The sequence below is a fragment of the Pseudomonas sp. AC247 genome (assembly GCF_979258015.1).
In genome coordinates this window covers 5,471,484-5,495,415 of record NZ_OZ409829.1, presented here as the reverse complement: position 1 = coordinate 5,495,415, position 23,932 = coordinate 5,471,484, and the positions used below count along the sequence as shown (strand labels likewise).

Genomic DNA, 23,932 nt, shown 5'->3' with positions numbered 1-23,932 from the left:
CAGTCAGTGCATGAATTTTTGGTGTCTGTTGCGGCTTCATCGCTGGCAAGCCAGCTCCCACAGGTTTTGTGAACGCCACAGAACCTTGTGGGAGCTGGCTTGCCAGCGATGCTTTTAGCGGCGGTACGAAGAGCCGGTGTGTTGCTTGGGAAGCTGCGCCTCCCCATGAAACAGCTTCTCGCGCAAGCTGCCGCTGTCATACGCGGTCTTGTACGAGCCACGTCGCTGCAGCTCCGGAATCACCAGCTCAATGAAATCGACATAGCTTTCCGGGGTAACAATCCGGGTCAAATTGAAACCATCGAGACCGGTTTCGGCGATCCACGACTCCAGCTCATCCGCCACTTGCTGAGGCGAACCGACCACGGTGATGTAGCGGCCACCGAGGGCGTGCTGGTCGAGCAATTTGCGCCGGGTCCAATCGTTGTTCTGCAGGTTTTTCGTCGCCGATTGAATGGCGTTGCTCTTCACGTACTGGATCGGTTCGTCGATTTCGTACTGAGAAAAGTCGATGCCGGTCGACGCGGAAAAATGCGCCACGCCGGCCTCGGCACTCGCGTAGCTCAGGTACTCGGCGTGCTTGGCCCACGCCGCTTCTTCAGTCGCGCCGACGATCACATTGAGGCCCATGAACACCTTGATGTCCTCAGGATTGCGCCCCGCTTCAACCGCGCTGGCGCGCACCTTGTCGACCTGAACCTTGGTCGACGGTTTGTTCTGGCCGCTGATGAACACGCACTCGGCATGACGCCCGGCGAAGAGCAAACCGCGATCGGAACTGCCGGCCTGAAACAACACCGGCGTGCGCTGCGGTGACGGCTCGCAGAGGTGATAACCCTCGACCTGATAGAACTCGCCCTTGTGCTCGACCTTGTGCACTTTCTCCGGCTGCGCGTAGATCCGCTGTTCGCGGTCGTTGAGCACTGCGCCGTTTTCCCAGCTGCCTTCCCAGAGTTTGTAGAGCACTTCCAGGTACTCATCGGCCTGATCGTAACGACGGTCATGCTCGACTTGTTCGCTGAGGCCCATGGCTTTCGCGGCGCTGTCCAGATAACCGGTGACGATGTTCCAGCCCACGCGTCCGCGACTCAGATGATCGAGCGTCGACATGCGGCGGGCGAACAGATACGGCGGCTCGTAGGTGAGGTTAGCGGTGAGGCCGAAGCCGAGGTTTTTGGTCACGGCGGCCATGGCTGAAACCAGCAGCAGCGGGTCGTTGACCGGCAACTGGATCGACTCTTTCAGCGGCACATCAACCGAGTTCTGGTAGACGTCGTACACGCCGACGATGTCGGCGATGAACAACCCGTCGAACAACCCGCGCTCCAGCAATTGCGCCAGTTCAGTCCAATATTCAATGGTGTTGTAGCGCGTTGAGGTGTCGCGCGGATGCGTCCACAAGCCGTGATTGATATGGCCAATGCAGTTCATGTTGAACGCGTTGAGCAGGATCTTCTTTTTCGCCGCGCTCATCAGATCGTCCCTCGCAGCGGAGGGTTTTCATCGTTGAGGTAATAATTGCCCACCGCGTGATATTTCCAGCGCACCGGATCGTGCAAGGTGTGCACGCGGGCGTTGCGCCAGTGACGGTCGAGACCGTGCTCGATCAGTGTGGCTTGGCTGCCGGCCAGTTCGAATAATGTGCTGCCGGCGGCTAGGGAAGTTTCAGTGCTGATCGCGCGGGTTTCGGCGACGGCAATCGATGCCGCAGCGACAGTTTCGGCATTGCTCTCGGCTTGTGCAGCGTCGAGAAATTCGCCAGCGCGTTCGAGTAAGGCTTCGGTGGCGTGCAGACGAATGCTCAAGTGGCCGAAGCTTTTCAGTGTCAGAGGATCTTCGGTGGCTTTGTCATTGCCGGAATCGATCCACGGCCGGGTTTTGCTGCGCACAAAATGCAACGCGTCTTCGTACGCGGCGCGGGCGATGCCGGTGTCGATGGCGGCGTGAAGGATCTGCGCCAACGGGCCAACGGTGGTCGGGCGTTCGAAGGCGCTCTGGAATGGCAACACGTCTTCAGCCGCAACGTAGACGTCTTCGAACACCACCGAACCGCTGCCGGTGGTGCGCTGACCAAAGCCGCTCCAATCGTCGATCACGGTCAGGCCTTGGCTGTCGCGCGGGACGAAGGCCAGTTGCTGCACGCCGTTTTCATCAACAACCGAGGTCGGAATGCGCTGCGCGTAAATCGCGCCGGTCGCATAGAACTTGCGACCGTTGATGCGATAACCGTCGCCGTCGCGCTTGAGGCTGGTGACGCGGTCGTGAGCGGTTTTGGTGCCCAGTTCCGCCAGCGCATTACCGAAGCGTTGCCCGGCGAGTACTTCGGCGTATAGCCGTTGTTTTTGCGCGTGGCTGCCGTTTACCCGCAGCACTTCCAGCGCATAAAAATGGTTCTGTGGAATCTGCCCGAGCGAGCCATCAGCCTGAGCGATCAGGGCGATGACTTTGGCCAGGGTCACGTTGGACACGCCAGCGCCGCCGTATTCCTTGGGCACGCTGATGCCCCATAGGCCCGAGCGGGAAAACACGTCGAGTTCCGGCAGTGGCAGGCGTCGTTCGCGGTCGCGCACGGCGCTGTCGCGTTTGAAATCTTCGGCCAGGTCGCTGGCGACAATCAGGGCTTGCTCATCGCTGGTGATGACCGCGACGTGATGGGAAAGAGTCATGCTTTTTTCTCCAGATGTCTGGTCGTCAGATCCAGGAATGGCGAGCCGGCAAAGTGCCGTTGAGGCGATAAGCGCCGACCGCGTGATATTTCCAGCGCACCGGGTCGTGCAAGGTGTGCACGCGGGCGTTGCGCCAGTGACGGTCGAGGTTGAATTCGGCGAGGGTCGCGCGGCTGCCGGCCAGTTCGAACAGTTTTTCGCTGGCGAGTAAGGAAATCTCGGTGGTCAGCACTTTCGCTTCGGCCACGGCAATCGAAGCGCGCGCGGCGGATTCGGCGGTGAGCGGCGCTGCGTGCACCTGATCAAGGACTTTGCCGGCCGTGCGCAGCAGCGCTTCGGCGGCGTGCAGTTCGATTTTCAGTTTGCCGATGTCGGCGATCACGTAGAGGTCATCGCTGGCCCGCTCGACCTTGGCATCGATCCATGGCCGGGCGCGGGTTTTGACGAACTCGATGGCGTCATCGATGGCGCCACGGGCGATGCCGGCGTCGATCGCTGCCTGAATCAGCTGCGACACCGCGCCTTGGGTGTTCGGGATTTCGTTGATCTTCCAGTTGTCGACGACCAGGCTCGATTCGACCCGAACGTTGTTCAGCAAAATCGTGCCGCTGGCGGTGGTGCGCTGGCCGAAACCCGACCAGTCATCGACGATGCGCAAACCCGGCGTGCCGCGACGGACGAAGGCCAGCACTTGCTTGCCGTCATCGTTGAGCGCTTTCACCGCCACCCAGTGCGCAAACAGCGCGCCAGTGGAGTAAAACTTCTGGCCATTGATCACGTAATCGTCGCCGTCGGCGGTGATCCGCGCTTTCAATTCCAGGGTGTTTTTGGTGCCGCGTTCCGGGCCGGCATTGCCGATGCGCCAGCCTTCCAGAACGCTCTGGAACAGCTGCTTTTTCTGCGCTTCGGTGGCGCTGCCGAGCACCAGATTGATGATGCCGAACTGGTTCTGCGGGATCTGTCCCAGCGCCGGGTCGGCGGCGGAAATGATCGCGAACACCTCGGCCAGCGTCACGAATGAAACCTGCGGGCCGCCGTATTCACGCGGGATGGCAATGCTGCCCAGGCCGCTGCGAGTGAACTGTTCGATTTCCGACCATGGCAGCTTGCGCTGACGATCGCGCTTGGCGGCCTGCAGGCGGGCGACTTGCGCCAGTTCATGGGCAGCCTTGATGGCTTGGGCGTCGTTGCGCAAAACCTGCGCGGGCAACAATAACGGGGCGATGTCCAGATCCGACTGGACGTTTGCGTCTGCCAGACTGGACATCAGTGCCGCTCCTTGGCTGCACGCAATGCCCTGGCGATCTGCACTGGGGTGATTGTGTTCCGGACCATACTACCTACCTCACATCTCATGAAAAACGCCGCAAAAGTGCGACGAACGAAAGAATGTCCGGTGGTCCGGTTCATATACCCTAAGCGTGTATAAATATTAAATAAACTAACTTTTAGGAATATGCATAGAAGGGGTGATGGTCGGGTTGGTTAACAATATTTGTAAGCGCCAATGCGATCCCTGTGGCGAGGGGATTTATCCCCGTTGGGCTGCGAAGCGGCCCCAAAATCAGACAACGCGGTGCATCAAATACACCGCGTGTTATGGGTTTACGACTGCTTCGCAGCCGAGCGGGGATAAATCCCCTCGCCACAGGGGAGTGAAGTCAATATTTGCGGGATTCGGCGGCCTTGAACTCCGGCCTCAGCGGCACTTTCAGATAAGGATTCGCGCATCCAATCTTCAATGCCCGTGGCGGCGCCCAGCGTGAGTTATTGCCGACCCGATCAATCACGCAATAGGTCACGTCCAGCCGCAGGTCTTCGCCCGCTTCGACAATCACCGCTGGCGGCACCCAGACCTGAATCGGCAATCCGACATCTGTTGCCGTCAGCGGCGCCAGATCCATGCGCACATCGCCCCAGCGCAAGGTGATGGCATCGTCTTCGGCCATGTTCAGGTATGGCTCGATGGTCAGCGGTACGCCGCGTTTGATCTGGTTCGGGTTCACGCCCTGACGGCGAATAGTCTCGGGCAAAGTCACAGGTGCCAGTTGTTGGTTTTCGTCTTCGCACAGCGCCGAGGGCTGCCCGCCGGGGCAGTCGAGTTTGATCTGTACGCGCGTCGCCGCCGAGAGTGCCGGACCGTGGCCGACCTGCATCACTCGATAGTGAACGCGTGCCGAGCCGCTGATGACGAAGCTTTCCGGGACGCGCAGGCTCACCGCCAGGTCGACGTCCTCGGCGGTCAATACGTGCGAGGCGACGTAGCAGTTGTTCCAGAACAGCTCGATCAGATCCCCCGTGTCCATACCGGGATAGGGCGGCACATCGACCAGCAGGTGCGCCGCCGCTGCCAGGTTGATGCCGGTTTGTTGTGCGGGCGCCAGGGTCGGCGCTGCCAGCTCGAGGGTATGCGAAGTGCGAGTCATCGGTTTCTCTCCTTGAAGCGTTGCAACGAAGTCCGTTTCTGAAAAAACAAAAGGCGTGAATTAACAGGCAATAAAACAATGCGTTTTGCTGTTATCAAAAGACTGTTGAGTTCATTAAGTGCGCCGGTTGGAGACTAGATAAGAAGAAGCGGAGAGGGGAGTCAATAGAGGGAGTTAGTTAATCCGGGAATTACAGTTTAATCAGAAGCTTCCTACAGTGATGAGGCAGTCTGCCTAGGTGTGCTGGCGAAACAGGCTACAGTTTTAGCGATTTTTTATCACGTGCAATGCACAGCCATTTGCACACCGATCGATAGTGCGCCACTAAATTAAAGTGAGTTATATCTGTTGCAGAACATATATATGTGCCGCGCATTATTGGCTGGGATGGTGTTTGTGAGGGGCGGGGGACTTTATAAATCGCCTAACTTCCATCCGTGGAAGTTGGTGGCGGGTACAGATAAAAGTTCTCAGGCGTGATTCAGGAACTTGCTGAGAAACTGTTGGGTACGCTCTTCTTTCGGGTTGGCAAACAACGCTTTGGCCTCACCTTGTTCGACGATCACGCCTTTGTCGAAAAACACCACACGGTTGGCCACGTCACGGGCAAAACCCATTTCGTGAGTGACGATGACCATGGTGCGTTTTTCTTCGGCGAGACCACGAATGGTCGCCAGCACTTCGCCGACCAATTCCGGGTCGAGGGCCGAAGTCGGCTCGTCAAACAGGATCACTTCCGGTTCCATCGCCAACGCCCGGGCAATCGCCACACGCTGTTGCTGACCGCCGGAGAGACGACGCGGATAGGCGTCTTCTTTGCCCGCCAGCCCGACCTTGGCCATCAGCGCTTTACCCAGGGCAATGGCTTTTTCACGCGCCATCTTCTTGACCACGATCGGGCCTTCGATGACGTTCTCAAGCGCGGTGCGATGGGGGAACAGGTTGAAGTTCTGGAACACGAATCCGACGTGTTGGCGCAGGTTGCGCACCAGCGCTTGCTGCTGGTTCAGCGGGCGACTGGTATCGATCTCGATATCGCCGACCTTGATCCGGCCGCTGGTGGGTTGTTCAAGGAAATTCAGGCAGCGCAGGAACGTCGTTTTCCCCGAACCGCTGGGGCCGATGATCGCAACGACTTCACCTTCCTTGACCTCCAGGTCGATGCCGTTGAGCACGACCTGACCCTTGAATTGCTTGGTCAGTTTTTCCACGACAATCATCGCGTCAGGACTCCTGGTCGTGCCGATTGACCCGCTCTTCCAACTTGTTCTGGAAGTGCGAAAGCACCGTGGCCAGAATCCAGTAGATCAGCGCGGCGGCAAGATACATGGTGAAGACTTCGAAAGTCCGGGCGGTAATCAACTGGGCCTGACGGAACAGCTCCGGCACCTGAATGGTGGCGGCGAGTGCCGTGTCCTTGACCAGCGAAATGAAGCTGTTGCCCAACGGCGGCAACGCCGTGCGCATCGCTTGCGGCAGGATGGCCCGGCGCAGGGTTTGCGCACGGGTCATGCCGATGCTCGCGGCAGCTTCCCACTGGCCACGCTCGATCGAACCGATCGCAGCGCGCAGAATTTCACAGGCGTAAGCGGCCATGTTCAGCGAGAAGCCGATCAGCGCCGCCGGCAGCGGATCCAGTTCGAGGCCTAATTGCGGCAAGCCGTAATAGATCACGAACAGTTGCACCAGCAACGGCGTGCCGCGAAAGAACGACACGTAGATGCGCGCCAGCCAGCTCACCGATTTGAAGCGCGAGAGGCGCATCAACGCCAGGCCGAAGCCCAGCAGCAAGCCGAAGAACATCCCGCCGAGACTGAGGACTACCGTGTAATACGCGCCCTTGAGCAGAAAGGGCGCGGAGTCCAGTGCGAGTTGGAAAGCTTCTTCCATTATTTAGTGACGTCAGCGTTGAAGTACTTCGTGGACAGCTTCGCAAGGGTGCCGTCTGCACGCAGTTCGTCGATGGCCTTGTTCACGGCAGCCAGCAGTTCCGGCTCACCTTTGCGCAGGGCAACACCGGCTTCTTGACGGGAGAAGGCTTCACCGGCGGCTACGGTTTTCGGGGCTTTCTTGGCGTATTCCAGCGCGGCCAGACGGTCGATCAGGATGGCGTCGGTGCGGCCGTTGTTGAGGTCGGCGAACTTGGTCGGATCATCGTCATAGGTGCGCACGTCAGCGCCCGGCACGTTGGCGCGAACCCATTGTTCGTAGTTGGTGCCCAGGCCGACACCGACTTTCTTGCCGGACAGGTCATTGGCGGTCTTGATGTTCAGTGCGGACTCTTTGCTCTTCAGCACCAGCGCCTGAATCCCGGAAACGGTGTACGGCTCGGAGAAGTCATACTTCTTTTTGCGCTCGTCGGAGATGGTCACCTGGTTGACTACGACGTCCAGACGCTTGGATTCCAGCGCAGCGAGAATGCCGTCCCACTTGGTCGGCTGGATCTTGGCTTTGACGCCGAGTTTTTGCGCGATTGCTTCGGAGAGCTCGACTTCGAAACCGGAGAGTTTGCCGTCGGCATCGACGAAGCTGAATGGAGGGTAAGTGCCTTCCAGGCCGACGTTGATAACGCCTTTGTCCTTGATCTGTTGCAGCTGCTCACCGGCGACTGCCTGGCTGATCAGGCCGGCGCTCAGCGCCAGGCCCAGTGAACCCACCAGCAGATTGCGACGTAGTGCGGAAAAATTCATGACGAGCCCCTGTGTTTTCTTATGGAAGACGCTAAAGGAAAGTTGGCGAATGGGTGATTCGTGCGCCTGCGTTATCGTGCCCTAAAGCAGCTTATGCGTCTTGCGCGAAATTCGCCTGCGGCGAGACTATAAGATGTCTGCGTTAGACTTGAAAATACTTAATATTTAATTTGTTAGATCTTATTTGAATATTGATCGTACCCACGCTCTGCGTGGGAATGCCTCTGGGGACGCTCCGCGTTCCAGCTCTAAAAGGGACGCGGAGCGTCCCAGGCTGCATTCCCACGCAGAGCGTGGGGAACGATCTCGTTACAGAAACTCCGTGTAGGCAAACAACGCCGGCGCGCCGCCGGTGTGCAAGAAAATGATCGGTCCCTCATCAAAACGCTGACGCCCGATCCCGTCCAGCAATCCCGCCATCGCCTTGCCGGTATAAACCGGATCCAGCAGCACCGCTTCCTGACTCGCCAAAAGCTTCACCGCTGCCAACGTCCCGGCATTCGGCTCGCCATAACGCGGACCAAAATATTCGTCCCACAACTCGACCTTGAAACTGGCCGGCAGTTCGACGCCGAGCAGCGCCGCCGTACGTTCCGCGAGACCCTGCACCTTCGGCCGCTGGTCTTCTTCACTGCGCGAAACCGTCACGCCGATCACCGGTAATTGCGGCAGTACTTCGCTCAACGCCAGGGCCAGACCGCTGTGCGTCCCGGCACTGCCCGAGGCCAACACCACGGCGGCGAAATTCAGGCCGGTGTCTTTGATCTGCTCGGCCAGTTCCAGGCCGGCGCGCACATAACCCAGCGCACCGAGCGCATTTGAGCCGCCAATTGGCACCAGATACGGTTTCTTGCCATTGCTGCGCAAACGCACGGCGAGGGCGGCCAGTTGTTCATCAGCGTTGTCGAGGTTGTCGACCAGCTCGACCTTGGTGTCGAACAGATCCAGCAGCAGGCGGTTGCCGTTGCCGGTGTAGTTGCTGTCGTCGGTGCCCAGCGGATTTTCCAGCAACGCCACGCAGCCGAGACCGAGTTTGGCGGCCAGCGCAGCCGTTTGGCGAACGTGGTTCGATTGCAGCGCGCCGGCGGTGATCAGCGTGTCGGCGCCTTGCGCCAAGGCATCAGCGGCGAGGTATTCGAGTTTGCGCAGTTTGTTGCCGCCCATGGCCAGCGGCGTCAGGTCATCGCGCTTGATGTACACCTCGCGGCCGAGCCACGCGGACAGGCGTTCAAGTTTTTCCAGCGGCGTCGGATGGCCGAGCAGGTCGAGACGGTTAAAGCGTTCCAGCTGATTCTTGATCATGAGTCCGTACTGGCGGAGAAAGATGAAAGGACTATAGGCACGCGCTTTTGCAGGGGCAACCGTGAATCGCTTATAGCTAAATGAACTGAGCCCAGCACTATCGGTTCTTAATTCGCCCTCATGAGCATGCCGTAAAGTAGTCGCCGTTGACGCGGCCAGACAGTCCGGCCGCCCGTGAGGAGTCTTTACCGTGAGCGAGCGTTCCAGCCATTGGCAATTGCAGACCATCGTCAGTCAACTGCGCAGCGCGCGGGATCAGTGGCGGGCACAGAACGGCCGGGCGTCCGGCGAGCAGGGTGGTCGCGAGTTGCCGTCGCGGGCGGCGATGGCGGAAATTCTGGAGGCGCTGTGCGGCGCGTTGTTCCCGATGCGTCTGGGGCCGGTGGATCTGCGCGAAGAGAGTGAGGATTTCTACGTCGGTCATACCCTTGATGTCGCGCTGAATGCCTTGCTGGCGCAAACGCGCCTGGAGCTGCGTTATGTCGCTCGCCACAGCGCGCAGGCCGATACCGAAGTCGAGGCCCGTGCGATTGAGATAATTCAGGACTTTGCCCTGGCCTTGCCGGGCTTGCGCACGCTGCTCGATACCGATGTGCTCGCGGCCTACCACGGTGATCCGGCGGCGCGCAGCGTTGATGAGGTGTTGCTGTGCTATCCGGGGATTCTGGCGGTGATTCACCATCGTCTGGCGCACCATTTGTATCGCGCCGGGCTGCCGTTGCTGGCACGGATCAGTGCGGAAATCGCCCATTCGGCGACGGGCATCGATATTCACCCGGGGGCGCAGATCGGCCGTAGCTTCTTTATCGATCACGGTACCGGTGTGGTGATTGGTGAAACCGCGATCATTGGCGAGCGCGTGCGGATTTATCAGGCGGTGACGTTGGGTGCCAAACGCTTCCCGGCAGATGAAGACGGTCAGTTGCAGAAGGGCCATCCGCGTCATCCGATCGTGGAAGATGATGTGGTGATTTACGCCGGGGCGACAATTCTCGGACGGATCACCATCGGTAAGGGTTCGACCATTGGCGGCAACGTGTGGCTGACGCGCAGCGTGCCGGCCGGATGCAATCTGACCCAGGCCAACCTGCAGCACGATGACGGCACGCAAAAGTAAGATCCGATGTAGGAGCTGCCGAAGGCTGCGATCTTTTGCTCTACAAAAACCACAGCAAAAGATCGCAGCCTTCGGCAGCTCCTACAGGTATGGGCATAAGGCCATGTTGCTGTTGAACGAATTCCTCCAAACCCGCGTCATACACCTCCTTGGGCTACTGTAGGAAAACTACCGCCCAGCCCTGCGATTAGTCCTTACCACCCTATCCATGTTTAACTTGAACGTTCATTCAAGTTAAACCGGTGGTTCGCTGCCCGCTCACAACAGGAGGCTTGCCTTTGCTGAGTCCGATCATTTCAGCCACGTTTCAACCCCTCGAGGTGCACGTTTCATGAGTGCATCGTCTACCCCCGCCAGCGGTCTGGTGCGCATGAATCCGCCGGTGTTCTACTTCGCCGCGACGGTCATTCTGCTGTTTGGTCTCGTCGTTATCGCCATGCCTGAACAGGCCGGCGCCTGGCTGCTGGAAGCGCAAAACTGGGCGGCCAACACGGTCGGCTGGTACTACATGCTCGCGATGACCTTGTATCTGGTCTTCGTGGTGGTCACCGCCTTATCCGGCTACGGCAAGATAAAACTCGGTGCCGACCACGACGAGCCCGAATTCAGTTACCTGTCCTGGGCCGGCATGCTGTTCGCCGCCGGGATCAGCATCACGTTGTTCTTCTTTTGCGTGTCCGAACCGCTGACCCACATGCTCCAGCCGCCGCAAGGCGAGGCCGGCACGGCGGATGCGGCGCGTCAGGCAATGCAGGTTCTGTTTCTGCACTGGGGCCTGCATGGCTGGGGCGTGTTCGCCTTCGTCGGCATGGCGCTGGCCTATTTCGCTTACCGCCACAACCTGCCGCTGGCCCTGCGTTCGGCGCTGTACCCGCTGATCGGCAAGCGCATCAATGGCCCGATCGGTTACGCAGTGGATGGCTTCGGCATCATCGCCACGGTGTTCGGCCTCGGTGCCGACATGGGCTTCGGCGTGCTGCACCTCAACTCCGGTCTCGACTACCTGTTCGGCATCGCTCACACCCAGTGGATTCAGGTCGGCCTGATCACGCTGATGATGGGCGCGGCGATCATTGTTGCGGTCTCCGGCGTCGATAAAGGCGTGCGGGTGATGTCCGACATCAACATGCTGCTGGCCTGTGCACTGCTCCTGTTTGTGTTGTTCGCCGGGCCTACCCAGCATCTGCTCAACACCTTGATCCAGAACATCGGCGACTACCTCGGCGCCTTGCCGATGAAGAGTTTCGACCTCTACGCCTACGACAAACCGAGCGACTGGCTCGGCGGCTGGACGGTGTTCTACTGGGCCTGGTGGATTGCATGGTCGCCGTTCGTGGGTCTGTTCATCGCACGGATTTCCCGTGGCCGCACCATCCGCGAATTCGTTTTCGGCGTGCTGTTGATTCCGCTCGGTTTCACCCTCGCGTGGATGTCGATCTTCGGCAACAGCGCTATCGATCAGGTGCTCAACCACGGCATGAGCGCGCTGGGCATGTCGGCCCTCGACAATCCGTCGATGAGTATTTACCTGCTGCTGGAAACTTATCCATGGAGCAAAACCGTCATCGCCGTGACGGTGTTTATCAGCTTCGTGTTCTTCGTCACCTCTGCCGATTCCGGCACCGTGGTGCTCTCGACCCTGTCGGCCAAGGGTGGCAACCCGGACGAAGACGGGCCGAAATGGCTGCGGGTGTTTTGGGGGGCGATGACTGCGCTGATCACCAGTGCGCTGCTGTTCTCCGGCAGCATCGATGCACTGAAGTCAGCGGTGGTACTGACCTCGTTGCCGTTCTCGCTGATTCTGTTGTTGATGATGTGGGGCCTGCACAAGGCGTTCTATCTGGAGTCGCAGAAGCAGATCGCGCAACTGCATTCGCTGGCACCGGTTTCGGGTTCGCGGCGCGGCACGGGCGGCTGGCGTCAGCGTCTGAGTCAGGCCGTGCACTTCCCGTCACGCGACGAGGTGTACCGCTTCATGGACACCACGGTGCGTCCGGCGATTGAAGAAGTGACGGCGGTGTTCGTCGAGAAAGGCCTGAACGTGGTCACCCAGCCGGATCCGGCGAATGACAGCGTCAGCCTCGAAATCGGCCATGGCGATGCTCATCCGTTCATCTATCAGGTGCAAATGCGCGGCTACTTCACGCCGTCGTTCGCGCGTGGCGGGATGGGCTCGAAGCAGCTCAACAATCGTCGCTACTACCGCGCCGAAGTGCATTTGAGTGAGGGCAGTCAGGACTACGATCTGGTCGGCTACACCAAAGAGCAGATCATCAACGACATCCTCGACCAGTACGAACGCCACATGCAGTTCCTGCATCTGGTGCGTTGATTGGCAGCTGGGCGCCGGGACGTTTTACGACTCGGCGCTCAGCACCATGAACAACACCATCGCCGCCATCGGCACGCCGAACACCGCACTGCCAATCGCTATTTCCGAACCCAGCGGTTGCCTCGCATGCACCACATCCACCGCGCCATTAATCACCGTCAACGCCAGCCACAAGGCGGCGAAGCTGTAGGCCATGGTCTGCCGGCTGAAACCGATGCGCTCGCCGATGTACAGCATCAGGGCGAGCAGGACCAGGCCGAAGAAAATGATGATGGCGGTGTGCATGGCGGGTTCTGCCTGGTGGATGTGTATTGCCTGAAAGACCGCTATCGCGAGCAGGCTCACTCCTACAGTGGAGCGTGGTTGGACATGAATTTTATGTACAACGCAGCCCCTGTAGGAGTGAGCCTGCTCGCGATAGGGTCACCTCGGTGTCCTTTAGAGCATAGACAATCCGGCCCCCGCCACTAAAACACCGATCCTCTCCATCGGGACACATTTCGCGACTCATCCAGATGTGCACGGCTCACGAGGTGTGGTGTTCGCCGGCTCGCGCCTGCCGTTGAACTGGCCCTTAACCGAGCGTCCGTTCCGTGAGCTAATATTTATCTTGGTGTGTATCGTGTGTATAAAAGTCGCCTGCGTCCCCTAGAGTGAATAGCTCTAGCGGTCGAACAGGGCAAAGGAAATGCGCAGTCGGGAAATGATCAGGATGATCGAGGACGATGGTTGGTATCTGGTAGCGGTGAAAGGCAGTCACCACCAGTACAAGCATCCGTTCAAGCAGGGAAGGGTGACGATCAAACACCCCGACTCCGATCTGCCCAAGGGCACGATCAACAGCATTTTGAAACAGGCGGGCCTGAAATGAGGCCCGTTATTGGAAACGAAGGCCGTTTTAAGGGCCTGTCAGAGGAAGGACTCACTCACATGAAATTCCCGGTCGTTCTGCACAAGGATGCCGACTCAGACTACGGCGTGATCATCCCGGATGTACCGGGCTGCTTCTCTGCGGGCACTACAGTCGCCGAGGCGTTTGAGAATACTCAGGAAGCTTTGGCGCTTCATTATGAAGGCTTGGTCGCCGACGGTGCGCCGTTGCCTCAAGTGCGGGAGATTGATGCTCATCTCGATAACCCGGATTACGCGGGAGGGATCTGGGGTGTGGTCGATTTTGATATCACCCCGTATTTCGGTAAGTCAGTGCGGTTCAACGCCACGCTGCCTGAGCAGTTGCTTGAGCGCATCGACCAAACTGTCCGACGTGACCAACGCTATAGCTCCCGCTCCGGTTTCCTCGCGGCAGCCGCCTTGCGCGAACTCTCGATGTAAAGATGACCCTGTAGGAGCTGCCGCAGGCTGCGATCTTTTGACTTGTTTTTAAAGATCAAAAGATCGCAGCCTGCGGCAGCTCCTACTGAGATGTCCGTTTCAGGTGCTTTCGCGTTCGATGACTTGGCACTGCAACAGATTCAATCGTTGCACCTCGTCGCTCGGCAACATACCAAGACTTTCCAGCACGCGTGTCGCCGCCAGCACACCTATCTCCAGCGCCGGCGGTTTGATCGTGCTCAGGCTCGGCAGCAGCATCTCGGCGAACGGGTAATCACCGAAGCCGAGAACGGCGCAGTCTTCAGGGATTTTAATGCCCGCGCGTTGCCCGGCGAGCAGGCCGCCGGCGGCGAGGTTGTCGTTGGCGAAGATGATTGCGTCGGGGCGCGGAGAGGTGTTCATCAAGGCGTCCATCGCCTGTTTGCCGGCCTCGAATGGTGCGCGGTCAGCGTCAGGGGCGAACACCCACGGCTCCAGGCCAGACTCTCGCAAGGTCGCCGCGTAACCGTCGCGGCGCTCCAGGGCGCTGAAGTCTCCCGTTGCGCTGTTCTGCACGAAGGCAATGCGTCGATAACCTTTTCCCAGCAGATAATTCGCTGCCGTCACGCCTACGTCGAAATGCGAAAAACCGATCTGCATCGGCTCGCGATCCGGTTGGTAATCCCAGGTTTCAATCACCGGAATATCCGCCTCGGCGATCATCTTTTCCGTGCCTGCGCTGTGAAAATGGCTGGTCAGTACCAGCGCCGCCGGCGACCAGCCGAGAAACGCGCGCACGGCATTTTCTTCCTGCTCGGTGCTGAAGTAACTCGACGCCAGCAACAGCTGATAACCATGACGACTGAGCGTGTCGCTGAAGCCTTGAATGGTATTGGCGAAGATCGGCCCGGAGATGTTCGGAATCACCATGCCGACGATTTTCCCCCGCGCCGAGGCCAGCCCGCCGGCTACCAGATTCGGTACATAACCCAACTCTGCTACCACCGCCGCAATCCGCTCGCGACGCTCGGGCGAAACCTGTTCGGGCTGATTGAAATACCGCGACACGGTGATCGCGGACACTCCGGCCTCGCGCGCCACGGCATTCAGGGTCACGCGTCCGGCGCCACGGCGTTTGCGCGGTTTATCTTCGCTCATGGTTCGATCCTTGTTAAAAACCAAATCGCATATAAAACTAATTTTTCAGTATTGGACGGTCTATGTGAGGTTAGCCAATATTGGCGATGTTAGCGCTAACAAAGCGCGTTGTCTGCTACTCGCTCGAGCGAATGCCCAAGACACCGATTCAGGCGCTGTCGTCGCAGAACGGCAGCGGATCAGGGCCAATTTCGAGCGGGCAGAACATGCACAACATTCCTGGGGCGACACACAAACTGGCGCAGTCGATTCGCGCCGCTGGCTGGTTACTGACGGGGCTGGCGGCGCTGCCGTTGCCCAATGCATTCGCTGCTGACAGCAGCGATCAGGAGCCGACGCTGAAGTCGGTCACCGTCACCGCGACCCGCCGCGAAGAGTCGCTGCAAAAGGTGCCGGTTGCGGTCTCGGTGATCGACGGCGAGCAGCTCGAGCGCGATAACCGCAACGGCGTGGCAAGCATCGTCCAGCAAGTACCGTCGCTGAATTTCCGCACCGGCGCATCGAACAAAGACACCTCGTTGTTCGTGCGCGGCGTTGGCACAATTTCCACTTCTCCAGGCGTTGAGCCAACCGTGGCGACGGTGATCGATGGCGTGGTGTATGCGCGTCCGGGACAGGCGACCATGGATCTGCTCGATCTTGAGCGCGTCGAGGTTTTACGTGGCCCGCAAGGCACGCTGTTCGGCAAGAACGCCTCGGCTGGCGTGCTCAACATCACCAGCAAGGCACCCACCGCCGAGACCCACGGCTACATCGATCAGTCGTACTACAGCGGCAACGAAAGCCGCACCCGATTCGGCCTCGGCGGCAGCCTGATTCCGGACACCTTGAAAGGCTCGATCAGCACGCTGTTCGGCACCTACGACGGCAACGTCGACAACCAACATAACGGTCAGGAGGTCAACGGCTACAACCATCGCGGCGTGCGCGGCAAACTCGAATTCACGCCGAATGACGACGTCACTTTCACCCTGATTGCCGACTACATGCAGTCCCACGACGACGGCCCCAATGGCGTGGTCAGCAAGTCACTGACCCCGGCCTTCGCCAACGCGCTGAGCCCGGCGTATGCCTCCAGCCACAACCGCGACATCAACACCGACACTCGCTCTCACGTTGAAGACATCAACAAAGGTTTGTCCGGCCAGCTCGACTGGCAACTGGGCGATTACACGCTGACGTCGATCACCGCGTGGCGTGGCTGGGACAACACGCAGTATCAGGACGGCGACCGTCTCGGCACGGTGACCGCAGCGTTTCCCGGCACGGCTGACAAGGGCGATCTGGCCTTCGATCAATTCTCACAGGAGCTACGTCTGGCTTCACCGAAAGGCGAATTTCTTGAATACGTCGGCGGCCTGTTCTACATGCACGGCAAGGACGAAGAGACCTATCAGCGCACGCTGACCACCACCACGCGCACCGACCGTGGCGTCGCCGATTACAGCACCACCAGCGACAGTTACGCGGTGTTCGGCGAGAGCACGCTGAACTTCACTTCGGACTTTCGCGGCATCGCCGGCCTGCGCTACACCCACGATGATCTTGAATACGATCACCGCCGCGTGTCGACGTCGGCCACCACCGTCAGCGGTATCCAACCGGCGACCAGCAGCTCAGGTTCTGTCGATGAAGATGGCTGGTCCGGCCGCCTCGGTGTGCAGTACGACTTGAGCGATGCGGTCACCACGTACCTGACCTATTCGCGCGGCTACAAAGGCCCGGCCTACAACGTGTTTTTCAACATGCAGCCGCGCGACACCGAAGCGCTTAAACCGGAAACCTCCAATACCTGGGAGGCGGGCATCAAAGCCACGTCGTGGAACAATCGCCTGACCACCAACCTCGCGGTGTTCCACAGCGAGTACGACAACTACCAGGCGAACTTCTTCGATACCGTCGCCGGCCAGGTTGTGACGCGTTTGATCAACGCCGGCAGCGTCAGCACCGAGGGCGTCGAACTCGATTACGCCGTACAAGCGACCCAGCAATTGAAGTTGTCCGGCGCACTGGCCTACACCCGCGCACGGATCGACGAATTCGCCTGCCCGGCGGGCGCGGCGGCGTCGTGCAACGTCAACGGCAAACCGCTGCCATTCAGCCCGGACTGGAAAAGCTACGTGCGCGCCGACTACACGATCCCGCTGGATAACGGCCTGGATATCGAACTCGGCACCGACTACAGCTGGCAGAGCGAAGTGCAGTACGACATCAGCCAGAACGTCGACACCAAACAGGGCGCTTACGGTATCTGGAACGCCAGCGTCGCTCTGGCCGATTACAGCAATGGCTGGCGTGTTGCGTTGCTCGGCAAAAACCTCACCGACAAGTCTTACTCGCCGGTGCTCGCCAGCGGTGGCAACTACATCTACCGCGCCGTGCCACGGGATGACGAGCGCTACTTTGGCGTGCAACTGCGCAAGGATTTCTGAGATGAGCAGACAGTTGAAACTCGGTGCATTTCTTATGGCCACCGGGCACCACGTGGCGGCGTGGCGTCATCCGGATGTGCCGGCGAATGCAGGTCTGGATTTCGCCCATTACAAACGGCTGGCGCAAATTGCCGAGGCAGCGAAATTCGATGCGTTGTTTGTCGCTGACAGCGTCGCCGCGCCGACCCAAGACATCGCCAGTCGCATGGCGCGCTCTGATCACTTTGAGCCGCTGACATTGCTCTCGGCGCTGAGTGCGGTGACCGAGCACATCGGCCTGATTGCGACGGCGACTACCAGTTACAACGAGCCGTATCACGTGGCGCGCAAATTCGCCTCACTTGATCACTTATCGGGTGGCCGAGCGGGGTGGAATCTGGTGACCTCGGACAATGCTGCCGAAGCGCTGAATTTTGGTCGTGATGAGCATATCGGTCATGCCGAACGATATAGCCGTGCGCGCGAATTTCATCAGGTGGTCACCGGGCTTTGGGACAGCTGGGAGGACGATGCGTTTGTGCGCGACAAGGCGAGCGGGGCGTACTACGACCCTGCGAAGTTGCACGTGCTGGATCACGTCGGTGAGCACTTCCGGGTCAAAGGGCCACTGAACGTTGCGCGCTCGCCGCAGGGGCAACCGGTGATCGTGCAGGCCGGCTCTTCCGAGACTGGGCGTGAATTGGCGGCGCAGACGGCTGAAGTGGTGTTTACCGCGCAGACCTCGCTGGCCAACGCTCAGGCGTTTTACGCCGATCTCAAGGGGCGCCTGCCCAAGTATGGTCGCAGCGCAGATTCGTTGAAAATCATGCCTGGAGTTTTTGTCGTGGTCGGCGGTACCGAAGCCGAAGCGCAGGAAAAATGTGAAACGTTTCAGCAATTAGTCGAACCCGAGGTTGGCGTCGCGTTGCTTGGGCGTATGCTGGGCAACTTCGATTTGTCGAAGTACCCGCTGGACGGGCCGTTGCCCGAATTGCCACTGACCGAAAGCGGCCAGCAGAGTCGGCAGAAATTGCTCACTGAGCTGGCGGGGCGGGAGAACCTCAGCCTCGCCGAGTTGGGCCGCAAGATTGCTGGCGGGCGCGGGCATTACAGCCTGGTCGGTACGCCTGAGCAGATTGCTGATCGTTTGCAGGAATGGTTTGAACAGGGCGCTGCGGACGGCTTCAACGTGCTGGTGCCGCACCTGCCGGGCGGGCTCGAAGACTTCGCCAACAGCGTGGTCCCGGAACTGCAACGGCGTGGGTTGTTCAGAACGGAATACGAGGGCCGGACGTTACGCCAGAACCTTGGCCTGGCCCGACCTGTAAACCGTTTCGCATGATTGGTAGGGCTTTTGTGGTGAGGGGATTTATCCCCGACGGGTGGCGGAGCCGCCCCAAGACCTGAAACCTCGGTCAACCTGATGTACCGAGTGCGCTGGTTTTACGACTGCTTCGCAGCCGATCGGGGATAAATCCCCTCGCCACAAAGGTGTTCGGTTTCTGATGACTAAAAGACAGACAAGAGAGGATTCGATGACTTACACCGCTGCCGAAAATCGCTATGACTCCATCCCTTACCGCCGCGTCGGCCGCAGCGGTCTGGTGCTGCCGGCGCTGTCGCTGGGCCTGTGGCACAACTTCGGTGACAGCACGCCGATCGACACCCAGCGCTCCCTGCTGCGCACCGCGTTCGACCTGGGTATCAACCACTTCGACCTGGCCAACAACTACGGCCCGCCGTACGGCAGCGCCGAGATCAATTTCGGTCGTCTGCTGCGTGAAGACTTCAAGCAATACCGCGACGAACTGATCATCTCCAGCAAGGCCGGTTGGGACATGTGGCCCGGTCCTTACGGTCAGGGCGGCGGCTCGCGCAAATACGTGCTGGCCAGCCTCGACCAGAGCCTGCAACGCCTCGGTCTGGACTATGTGGATATCTTCTATTCGCACCGCTTCGACCCGGACACCCCACTGGAAGAAACCGCCAGCGCCCTCGCCACTGCCGTGCAGCAGGGCAAGGCGTTGTACATCGGGATCTCGTCGTATTCGGGCGTGAAAACCCGTGAGATCGCTGCGCTGCTCAAAGAGTGGAAAGTTCCGCTGCTGATCCATCAGCCGGCGTACAACCTGCTCAATCGCTGGGTGGAAAAGGATCTGCTCGATACCACCGATGAACTCGGCACGGGCGTGATTGCGTTCACTCCGTTGGCGCAAGGTCTGCTCACCGACAAATACCTCAACGGCGTGCCGGCGGATGCGCGGGTCAATCGTCCTGGCGGTGGTTCGTTGCAGGCTTCGCACTTGTCCGAGGCCAACATCGCTCATGTGCGCGCGCTGAACGAGATCGCCAAGCGTCGTGGTCAGAGTCTGGCGCAACTGGCGCTGGCGTGGACGCTGCGCGATCCTCGGGTGACCTCGGCACTGATCGGCGCTAGCCGGCCGGAGCAGATTATCGAGAACGTCGGGGCGTTGAAGAATCTGAGTTTTAGCGCGGAAGAGCTGGCGGAGATTGACCGGTTTGCCCAGGAGGGCGGGATCAATCTGTGGGAGAAACCTTCGACGGCGGAGTGAGCCTCTCGAAGCTGATCGTTCCCACGCTCCGCGTGGGAATGCATCCACGGACGCTCCGCGTTCGGCTTTAGATGGGACGCAGAGCGTCCCGGGCGGCGTTCCCACGCAGAGCGTGGGAACGATCAAGGTAGGAGCTGCCGCAGGCTGCGATCTTTTGATCCTAAAAAAAAGGCACATCCCCCAGCACTGTCGCCCGCTGCATCACCCGCCGCGCCGGGCGGTAGTCATCCACCGCGTAATGCTGCGTCACGCGGTTGTCCCAGAAAGCAATATCGTCCTGCTGCCAGCGCCAGCGAATGGTGAATTCCGGCCGTGTTGCATGGGCGAACAGGAACTTCAGAATCGCCTCGCTCTCGGTTTCCGACAGCTCATTGATCTTCGACGTGAAGCCTTCGTTGACGAACAGCGAGCGCCGCCCACTGACCGGATGCGTGCGAATCACCGGGTGTGACAGCGGTGGATTCTTGCGCCGTGCTTCTTCCCACTGCGCCAATGCTTCTGGCGTGTTGCCGTAACGTTCCAGCGGAAACGAGCGCGTGAAGTCGTGAGTCGCAGTCAGGCCTTCAAGCAAACCTTTCAGCGGCGCTGACAGCGCTTCATACGCAGCAATCCCGCTGGCCCACAACGTGTCGCCGCCAAACTCCGGCAGCAACTTGGCGCTGAGCACCGCGCCCATCGCCGGCGTCGGCAGGAAGGTCACGTCGGTGTGCCAGATCGCGTTGTCGCGCACGTCGGTGACGGCGGTGTCGAGGATCAACACTTCCGGCTGTTCCGGCACGTTCGGGTAGATCGGGTGAATATGCAGGTCACCGAAGTACGCCGCAAAGCGCGCCTGTTGTGGCGGTTCGATTGGCTGGTTGCGGAAGAACAAAACCTGGTATTTGAGCAGCGCCTGCTCGATCGCGTCGCGGTGTTCCAGGCTCAGTGGCTGGCTAATGTCGACGCCGCTGATTTGCGCGCCGAGGGCCGAGCTTAATGGGGTGATGGTGAGGCTGCTCATGGTCTTTCTCTTCAATTGCGGTCATCACCCTATGTAGGAGCTGCCGCAGGCTGCGATCTTTTGATCTTGATCTTTTTAAAAGCAAGATCAAAAGATCGCAGCCTGCGGCAGCTCCTACAGGGGGGTGATTAAAAAAGATGTTTTAGTGGGCCTGGCCGTGCCACGGCACCAGTTTGCGCTGCAGGGCGCGCAGGCCCATTTCCATGGCGAAGGCGATCAGGGCGATGACCAGAATCCCCAGCACCACAACGTCGGTGACCAGAAATTGCGCGGCCGACTGCACCATGAAACCCAAGCCGCTGGTGGCGGCGATCAATTCAGCGGCGACCAGCGTCGACCAGCCAACACCCAGACCAATGCGCACGCCGGTGAGAATGTCCGGCAGAGCGCTTGGCAAAATCACATGACGAATCAGCTGCAAACGCGTCGCACCCAACGACTGCGCCGCGCGCAATTTCGCCGGGTCAACCGTGCGCACGCCGGTGGCGGTAGCGATGGCAATCGGCGCGAAAATCGCCAGATAAATCAGCAGCACTTTCGACAACTCGCCGATGCCGCACCAGATCACAATCAGCGGCAGATAAGCCAACGGCGGAATCGGGCGGTAGAACTCGATCAGCGGATCGAGCACACCTCGAGCGATGCGGTTGGCGCCGATCGCAATGCCCACCGGCACAGCGGTCAGAATCGCAAAACCCAGACCCAGACCGATACGGCTCAGGCTCGCACCAAGGTGCTGCCACAACGTCGAATCCATGTAACCGGTGGTCGCCAGCAACCAGCCTTTTTGCAGCACGGCTGACGGTGGCGGCAAGAACAGCGGTTCGATCAAACCGGTGGCAGTTACCGCCCACCAGATCGCCAACAACGCAAACAACGTCAGCAGGCTGATCCAGCGCGTGCTGAGGCTGCGGCGCACCGGAATCACCACCGATGCGCTGACCGGTTTTACCGCAGCCGAGGAAACGTCGTAACTGCTCATGCGCGCTCCTGCCGTTGCCCGGCGCTGCGTTGCGAGAACACTTTGCTCAGCACGTGTTCGCGGGTTTCGATAAAGCGCGGATCGGATTTGATCGCGCGGGCGGACTCGCCAGCGGCGTAACGCTGACCGAAATCCAGCTGCAGACGCTCAACGATCTGCCCCGGATTCGGCGCGAGCAGAATCAGGTCAGTGGCGAGGAACACCGCTTCTTCAATGTCGTGGGTAATCAGGAAAACCGGCTTGGCGGTGCGCTGCCAGACTTGCAGCAACAGCTCCTGCATCTGTTCGCGGGTGAATGCGTCGAGGGCACCGAAAGGCTCGTCCATCAGCAATACACGCGGGTCAGCGGCGAGGGCGCGGGCGAGGCCGACGCGTTGTTTCTGGCCACCGGAGAGTTGCCAGATGCGGCGGCTTTCGAAACCGGAAAGATCGACCAGCGCGAGCATTTCGCGGGCAATCTTTTCGCGTTTGTCTTTGGCGACACCGGCCAGCTCCAGACCGAATGCGACGTTGGCCAACACGTCCTGCCAAGGCAGCAACGCGTCGTCCTGGAACACCACGCCACGTTCGGCGCTCGGGCCTTTGACCGGCACGCCGTCGAGGGTGATGCGCCCGGCACTCGGTTCAACGAAACCGGCAATCAGGTTCAACAGCGAAGTCTTGCCACTGCCGGACGGGCCGAGGGCGACCAGCAATTGCTGAGGCCCCAGGGTCAGAGAAATATCCGCCAGCACCGGTGTCGGGCTGCCCGGGTACTGTGCGCTGATGCGCTCCAGCTGTAGCAAGGCCATCGCGGTTAACTCCCGATCAGTTGGTGATGAATTTGGCGCTGACGTACGGCGCGTAGTCCGGCAGAACGGCTTCGACCTTGCCTTGTTCCTTGAGGAACGCAGCGGTGTCGGTGATGGCTTTGGTGGTCGGCGCGCCGAGGGTGACGACCTGATCAGCCGCGAGCGGGTAGACGTTGCCTTGCAGCAGCAGCGGAATATCGCTGGCCTTGGCGCCGGAGAGTTTCACCAATTTGTCGACGTTGGATTGATCGGCGAGCCAGGCTTTCGGGTCTTTGCGGTAATCGGCGTAGGCGTCGAGGGTGACCTTGGCGAACGCGGTGACGATTTCCGGGTGCTTCTCGGCGAAGTCCTTGCGCACGATCCACGCATCGAAAGTCGGCGCGCCGAACTTGGCCAGTTCGCCGGAGGTGATCAGCACTTTGCCGTTTTCCTTGGCCACGCCCAGCGCCGGATCCCAAACGTAGGTGGCGTCGATATCACCGCGTTTCCACGCGGCGATGATCGCTGGAGGGGCGAGGTTGAGCACGGTGACTTTCGAAGGATCGATGTTCCAGTGCTTCAGCGCCGCGAGCAGGCTGTAGTGACCGGTGGACACGAACGGCACGGCGATTTTCTTGCCGACCAGATCTTGCGGGGTCTTGATGCCGGAACCGTCGCGGGCGACCAGCGCTTCGGCAGCGCCGATCTGAGTGGCGATGAGGAAGGTTTCGACCGGGACTTTGCGGGTGATCGCGGCGGTCAGCGGGCTCGAACCGAGGTAGCCGATCTGCACGTCACCGGAAGCGATGGCGGCGATGATGTCGGCGCCGTTATCGAACTTGCGCCAGGCGATATCGGCTTTGGTGGCTTTTTCGTAAGCGCCGTCAGCCTGAGCGACTTTCGCCGGGTCAACGGTGGTTTGGTAGGCGACGGTGAGGTCGGCGGCCTGAGCCAGAAAACTCGCGGCGGCCAGGGAGGCTGCGGCGAGCAGGCGAAGCGGAAAATTCAGTTTCATTGAAAAGCTCCATATCAGGCGACCGAGCGTCGGCGTGAAAGGAGACTAAATGATCTAAGAATCAGTAAATAAATAACTTTTTCGAATGAGCTTATGAGCGGAAAAATCTAAGAGCGAGGGAGCAGATCGTCCCCACGCTCTGCGTGGGAATGCAGCCGGTGACGCTCCGCGTCACCTGG

The 23,932-nt window shown here is 59.8% G+C and carries 21 protein-coding genes; 7 read left to right on the top strand and 14 right to left on the bottom strand.

Translation table 11 applies throughout. The features are described from left to right. Positions 1–114: 114 nt before the first annotated feature. The 8 genes from ACZZ0B_RS24935 to ACZZ0B_RS24900 all read right to left on the bottom strand — a co-directional run bounded on the left by ACZZ0B_RS24935 (position 115) and on the right by ACZZ0B_RS24900 (position 9,084). Positions 115–1,473, bottom strand: coding sequence for an LLM class flavin-dependent oxidoreductase (locus ACZZ0B_RS24935; protein ID WP_463546458.1), 1,359 nt, complete (start codon positions 1,471–1,473; stop codon positions 115–117). Further along, positions 1,473–2,666: an SfnB family sulfur acquisition oxidoreductase gene (locus ACZZ0B_RS24930; RefSeq protein WP_463546457.1), complete on the bottom strand. Its 1,194-nt coding sequence runs from the start codon at positions 2,664–2,666 to the stop codon at positions 1,473–1,475. The genes ACZZ0B_RS24935 and ACZZ0B_RS24930 overlap by 1 nt, the downstream gene beginning before the upstream one ends. A 25-nt stretch (positions 2,667–2,691) precedes the next feature. Continuing rightward, entirely contained in the window at positions 2,692–3,933 is a 1,242-nt protein-coding gene (locus ACZZ0B_RS24925) for an SfnB family sulfur acquisition oxidoreductase (RefSeq protein ID WP_463546456.1), read from the bottom strand. Positions 3,934–4,327: 394 nt separating this feature from the next. Further along, positions 4,328–5,092, bottom strand: a complete 765-nt coding sequence (locus ACZZ0B_RS24920; RefSeq protein WP_463546455.1) for a hypothetical protein — start codon at positions 5,090–5,092, stop codon at positions 4,328–4,330. Positions 5,093–5,562: 470 nt separating this feature from the next. Further along, positions 5,563–6,312, bottom strand: coding sequence for an L-cystine ABC transporter ATP-binding protein TcyN (tcyN, locus tag ACZZ0B_RS24915; protein ID WP_008083612.1), 750 nt, complete (start codon positions 6,310–6,312; stop codon positions 5,563–5,565). A 4-nt stretch (positions 6,313–6,316) separates the two neighbouring features. Beyond that, a complete protein-coding gene (gene tcyL / locus ACZZ0B_RS24910) occupies positions 6,317–6,982 on the bottom strand; it encodes a cystine ABC transporter permease (RefSeq protein ID WP_007918741.1) in 666 nt (221 codons plus the stop codon). Beyond that, complete coding sequence (gene tcyJ, locus ACZZ0B_RS24905; protein WP_463546454.1) at positions 6,982–7,782, bottom strand: cystine ABC transporter substrate-binding protein; 801 nt, start codon at positions 7,780–7,782, stop codon at positions 6,982–6,984. The genes tcyL and tcyJ overlap by 1 nt, the downstream gene beginning before the upstream one ends. A gap of 309 nt (positions 7,783–8,091) precedes the next feature. Continuing rightward, on the bottom strand, positions 8,092–9,084 hold the full coding sequence (locus tag ACZZ0B_RS24900; RefSeq protein WP_463546453.1) for a D-cysteine desulfhydrase: 993 nt from the start codon (positions 9,082–9,084) through the stop codon (positions 8,092–8,094). A gap of 190 nt (positions 9,085–9,274) precedes the next feature. Here ACZZ0B_RS24900 and epsC point away from each other — a divergent pair, with 190 nt between their 5' ends. Both epsC and betT read left to right on the top strand, forming a co-directional pair. Then, the gene (epsC, locus tag ACZZ0B_RS24895; protein WP_053116516.1) at positions 9,275–10,201 is read left to right on the top strand and encodes a serine O-acetyltransferase EpsC; all 927 of its coding nucleotides are present in this window, start codon (positions 9,275–9,277) and stop codon (positions 10,199–10,201) included. A 370-nt stretch (positions 10,202–10,571) separates the two neighbouring features. Further along, positions 10,572–12,533, top strand: coding sequence for a choline transporter BetT (betT, locus tag ACZZ0B_RS24890; protein ID WP_172828122.1), 1,962 nt, complete (start codon positions 10,572–10,574; stop codon positions 12,531–12,533). A gap of 24 nt (positions 12,534–12,557) precedes the next feature. Here betT and ACZZ0B_RS24885 read toward each other — a convergent pair whose 3' ends face one another. Then, positions 12,558–12,818 carry a hypothetical protein gene (locus tag ACZZ0B_RS24885; RefSeq protein ID WP_463546452.1) on the bottom strand — a complete coding sequence of 87 codons (261 nt, stop codon included), beginning with the start codon at positions 12,816–12,818 and terminating at the stop codon, positions 12,558–12,560. Positions 12,819–13,221: 403 nt separating this feature from the next. On the opposite strand from ACZZ0B_RS24885, the gene ACZZ0B_RS24880 reads away from it, so the two are divergent. Further along, positions 13,222–13,404: a type II toxin-antitoxin system HicA family toxin gene (locus tag ACZZ0B_RS24880; protein WP_122597754.1), complete on the top strand. Its 183-nt coding sequence runs from the start codon at positions 13,222–13,224 to the stop codon at positions 13,402–13,404. Continuing rightward, the gene (locus ACZZ0B_RS24875; RefSeq protein WP_463546451.1) at positions 13,401–13,865 is read left to right on the top strand and encodes a type II toxin-antitoxin system HicB family antitoxin; all 465 of its coding nucleotides are present in this window, start codon (positions 13,401–13,403) and stop codon (positions 13,863–13,865) included. The genes ACZZ0B_RS24880 and ACZZ0B_RS24875 overlap by 4 nt, the downstream gene beginning before the upstream one ends. 99 nt (positions 13,866–13,964) lie before the next feature. Here the strand turns inward: ACZZ0B_RS24875 and ACZZ0B_RS24870 are convergent, their stop codons facing one another. Then, positions 13,965–15,002, bottom strand: coding sequence for a LacI family DNA-binding transcriptional regulator (locus tag ACZZ0B_RS24870; protein WP_463546450.1), 1,038 nt, complete (start codon positions 15,000–15,002; stop codon positions 13,965–13,967). 206 nt (positions 15,003–15,208) lie between these two features. Between ACZZ0B_RS24870 and ACZZ0B_RS24865 the strand changes: the two genes are divergently transcribed. From ACZZ0B_RS24865 to mgrA, 3 genes are all read left to right on the top strand, one after another. Further along, positions 15,209–17,434, top strand: a complete 2,226-nt coding sequence (locus tag ACZZ0B_RS24865; RefSeq protein WP_463546969.1) for a TonB-dependent receptor — start codon at positions 15,209–15,211, stop codon at positions 17,432–17,434. Between the two features lies 1 nt (position 17,435). Further along, positions 17,436–18,755 carry an LLM class flavin-dependent oxidoreductase gene (locus ACZZ0B_RS24860; RefSeq protein ID WP_463546449.1) on the top strand — a complete coding sequence of 440 codons (1,320 nt, stop codon included), beginning with the start codon at positions 17,436–17,438 and terminating at the stop codon, positions 18,753–18,755. A 193-nt stretch (positions 18,756–18,948) separates the two neighbouring features. Next, the gene (gene mgrA, locus ACZZ0B_RS24855) at positions 18,949–19,986 is read left to right on the top strand and encodes an L-glyceraldehyde 3-phosphate reductase (RefSeq protein WP_008087334.1); all 1,038 of its coding nucleotides are present in this window, start codon (positions 18,949–18,951) and stop codon (positions 19,984–19,986) included. 160 nt (positions 19,987–20,146) lie between these two features. On the opposite strand, the gene tauD is transcribed toward mgrA, so the two are convergent. From tauD to tauA, 4 genes are all read right to left on the bottom strand, one after another. Beyond that, a complete protein-coding gene (tauD, locus tag ACZZ0B_RS24850; RefSeq protein ID WP_463546448.1) occupies positions 20,147–20,986 on the bottom strand; it encodes a taurine dioxygenase in 840 nt (279 codons plus the stop codon). Positions 20,987–21,128: 142 nt separating this feature from the next. Next, on the bottom strand, positions 21,129–21,968 hold the full coding sequence (gene tauC / locus ACZZ0B_RS24845) for a taurine ABC transporter permease TauC (RefSeq protein ID WP_158829996.1): 840 nt from the start codon (positions 21,966–21,968) through the stop codon (positions 21,129–21,131). Beyond that, the gene (tauB, locus tag ACZZ0B_RS24840) at positions 21,965–22,759 is read right to left on the bottom strand and encodes a taurine ABC transporter ATP-binding subunit (RefSeq protein WP_180699367.1); all 795 of its coding nucleotides are present in this window, start codon (positions 22,757–22,759) and stop codon (positions 21,965–21,967) included. Before tauB ends, tauC begins: the two co-directional genes overlap by 4 nt. 16 nt (positions 22,760–22,775) lie before the next feature. Further along, positions 22,776–23,753 (bottom strand): taurine ABC transporter substrate-binding protein, encoded by a 978-nt coding sequence (tauA, locus tag ACZZ0B_RS24835; RefSeq protein ID WP_008086822.1) that lies wholly within the window; start codon positions 23,751–23,753, stop codon positions 22,776–22,778. Positions 23,754–23,932: the final 179 nt, after the last annotated feature.

Excerpts from the sequence above, each read along its gene's own strand:
- ACZZ0B_RS24935 (WP_463546458.1), bottom strand. The coding sequence starts at position 1,473 with ATGAGCGCGGCGAAAAAGAAGATCCTGCTCAACGCGTTCAACATGAAC.
- ACZZ0B_RS24930 (WP_463546457.1), bottom strand. The coding sequence starts at position 2,666 with ATGACTCTTTCCCATCACGTCGCGGTCATCACCAGCGATGAGCAAGCC.
- ACZZ0B_RS24925 (WP_463546456.1), bottom strand. The coding sequence starts at position 3,933 with ATGTCCAGTCTGGCAGACGCAAACGTCCAGTCGGATCTGGACATCGCC.
- ACZZ0B_RS24920 (WP_463546455.1), bottom strand. The coding sequence starts at position 5,092 with ATGACTCGCACTTCGCATACCCTCGAGCTGGCAGCGCCGACCCTGGCG.
- tcyN (WP_008083612.1), bottom strand. The coding sequence starts at position 6,312 with ATGATTGTCGTGGAAAAACTGACCAAGCAATTCAAGGGTCAGGTCGTG.
- tcyL (WP_007918741.1), bottom strand. The coding sequence starts at position 6,982 with ATGGAAGAAGCTTTCCAACTCGCACTGGACTCCGCGCCCTTTCTGCTC.
- tcyJ (WP_463546454.1), bottom strand. The coding sequence starts at position 7,782 with ATGAATTTTTCCGCACTACGTCGCAATCTGCTGGTGGGTTCACTGGGC.
- ACZZ0B_RS24900 (WP_463546453.1), bottom strand. The coding sequence starts at position 9,084 with ATGATCAAGAATCAGCTGGAACGCTTTAACCGTCTCGACCTGCTCGGC.
- betT (WP_172828122.1), top strand. The coding sequence starts at position 10,572 with ATGAATCCGCCGGTGTTCTACTTCGCCGCGACGGTCATTCTGCTGTTT.
- ACZZ0B_RS24885 (WP_463546452.1), bottom strand. The coding sequence starts at position 12,818 with ATGCACACCGCCATCATCATTTTCTTCGGCCTGGTCCTGCTCGCCCTG.
- ACZZ0B_RS24880 (WP_122597754.1), top strand. The coding sequence starts at position 13,222 with ATGCGCAGTCGGGAAATGATCAGGATGATCGAGGACGATGGTTGGTAT.
- ACZZ0B_RS24875 (WP_463546451.1), top strand. The coding sequence starts at position 13,401 with ATGAGGCCCGTTATTGGAAACGAAGGCCGTTTTAAGGGCCTGTCAGAG.
- ACZZ0B_RS24870 (WP_463546450.1), bottom strand. The coding sequence starts at position 15,002 with ATGAGCGAAGATAAACCGCGCAAACGCCGTGGCGCCGGACGCGTGACC.
- ACZZ0B_RS24865 (WP_463546969.1), top strand. The coding sequence starts at position 15,209 with ATGCACAACATTCCTGGGGCGACACACAAACTGGCGCAGTCGATTCGC.
- ACZZ0B_RS24860 (WP_463546449.1), top strand. The coding sequence starts at position 17,436 with ATGAGCAGACAGTTGAAACTCGGTGCATTTCTTATGGCCACCGGGCAC.
- mgrA (WP_008087334.1), top strand. The coding sequence starts at position 18,949 with ATGACTTACACCGCTGCCGAAAATCGCTATGACTCCATCCCTTACCGC.
- tauD (WP_463546448.1), bottom strand. The coding sequence starts at position 20,986 with ATGAGCAGCCTCACCATCACCCCATTAAGCTCGGCCCTCGGCGCGCAA.
- tauC (WP_158829996.1), bottom strand. The coding sequence starts at position 21,968 with ATGAGCAGTTACGACGTTTCCTCGGCTGCGGTAAAACCGGTCAGCGCA.
- tauB (WP_180699367.1), bottom strand. The coding sequence starts at position 22,759 with ATGGCCTTGCTACAGCTGGAGCGCATCAGCGCACAGTACCCGGGCAGC.
- tauA (WP_008086822.1), bottom strand. The coding sequence starts at position 23,753 with ATGAAACTGAATTTTCCGCTTCGCCTGCTCGCCGCAGCCTCCCTGGCC.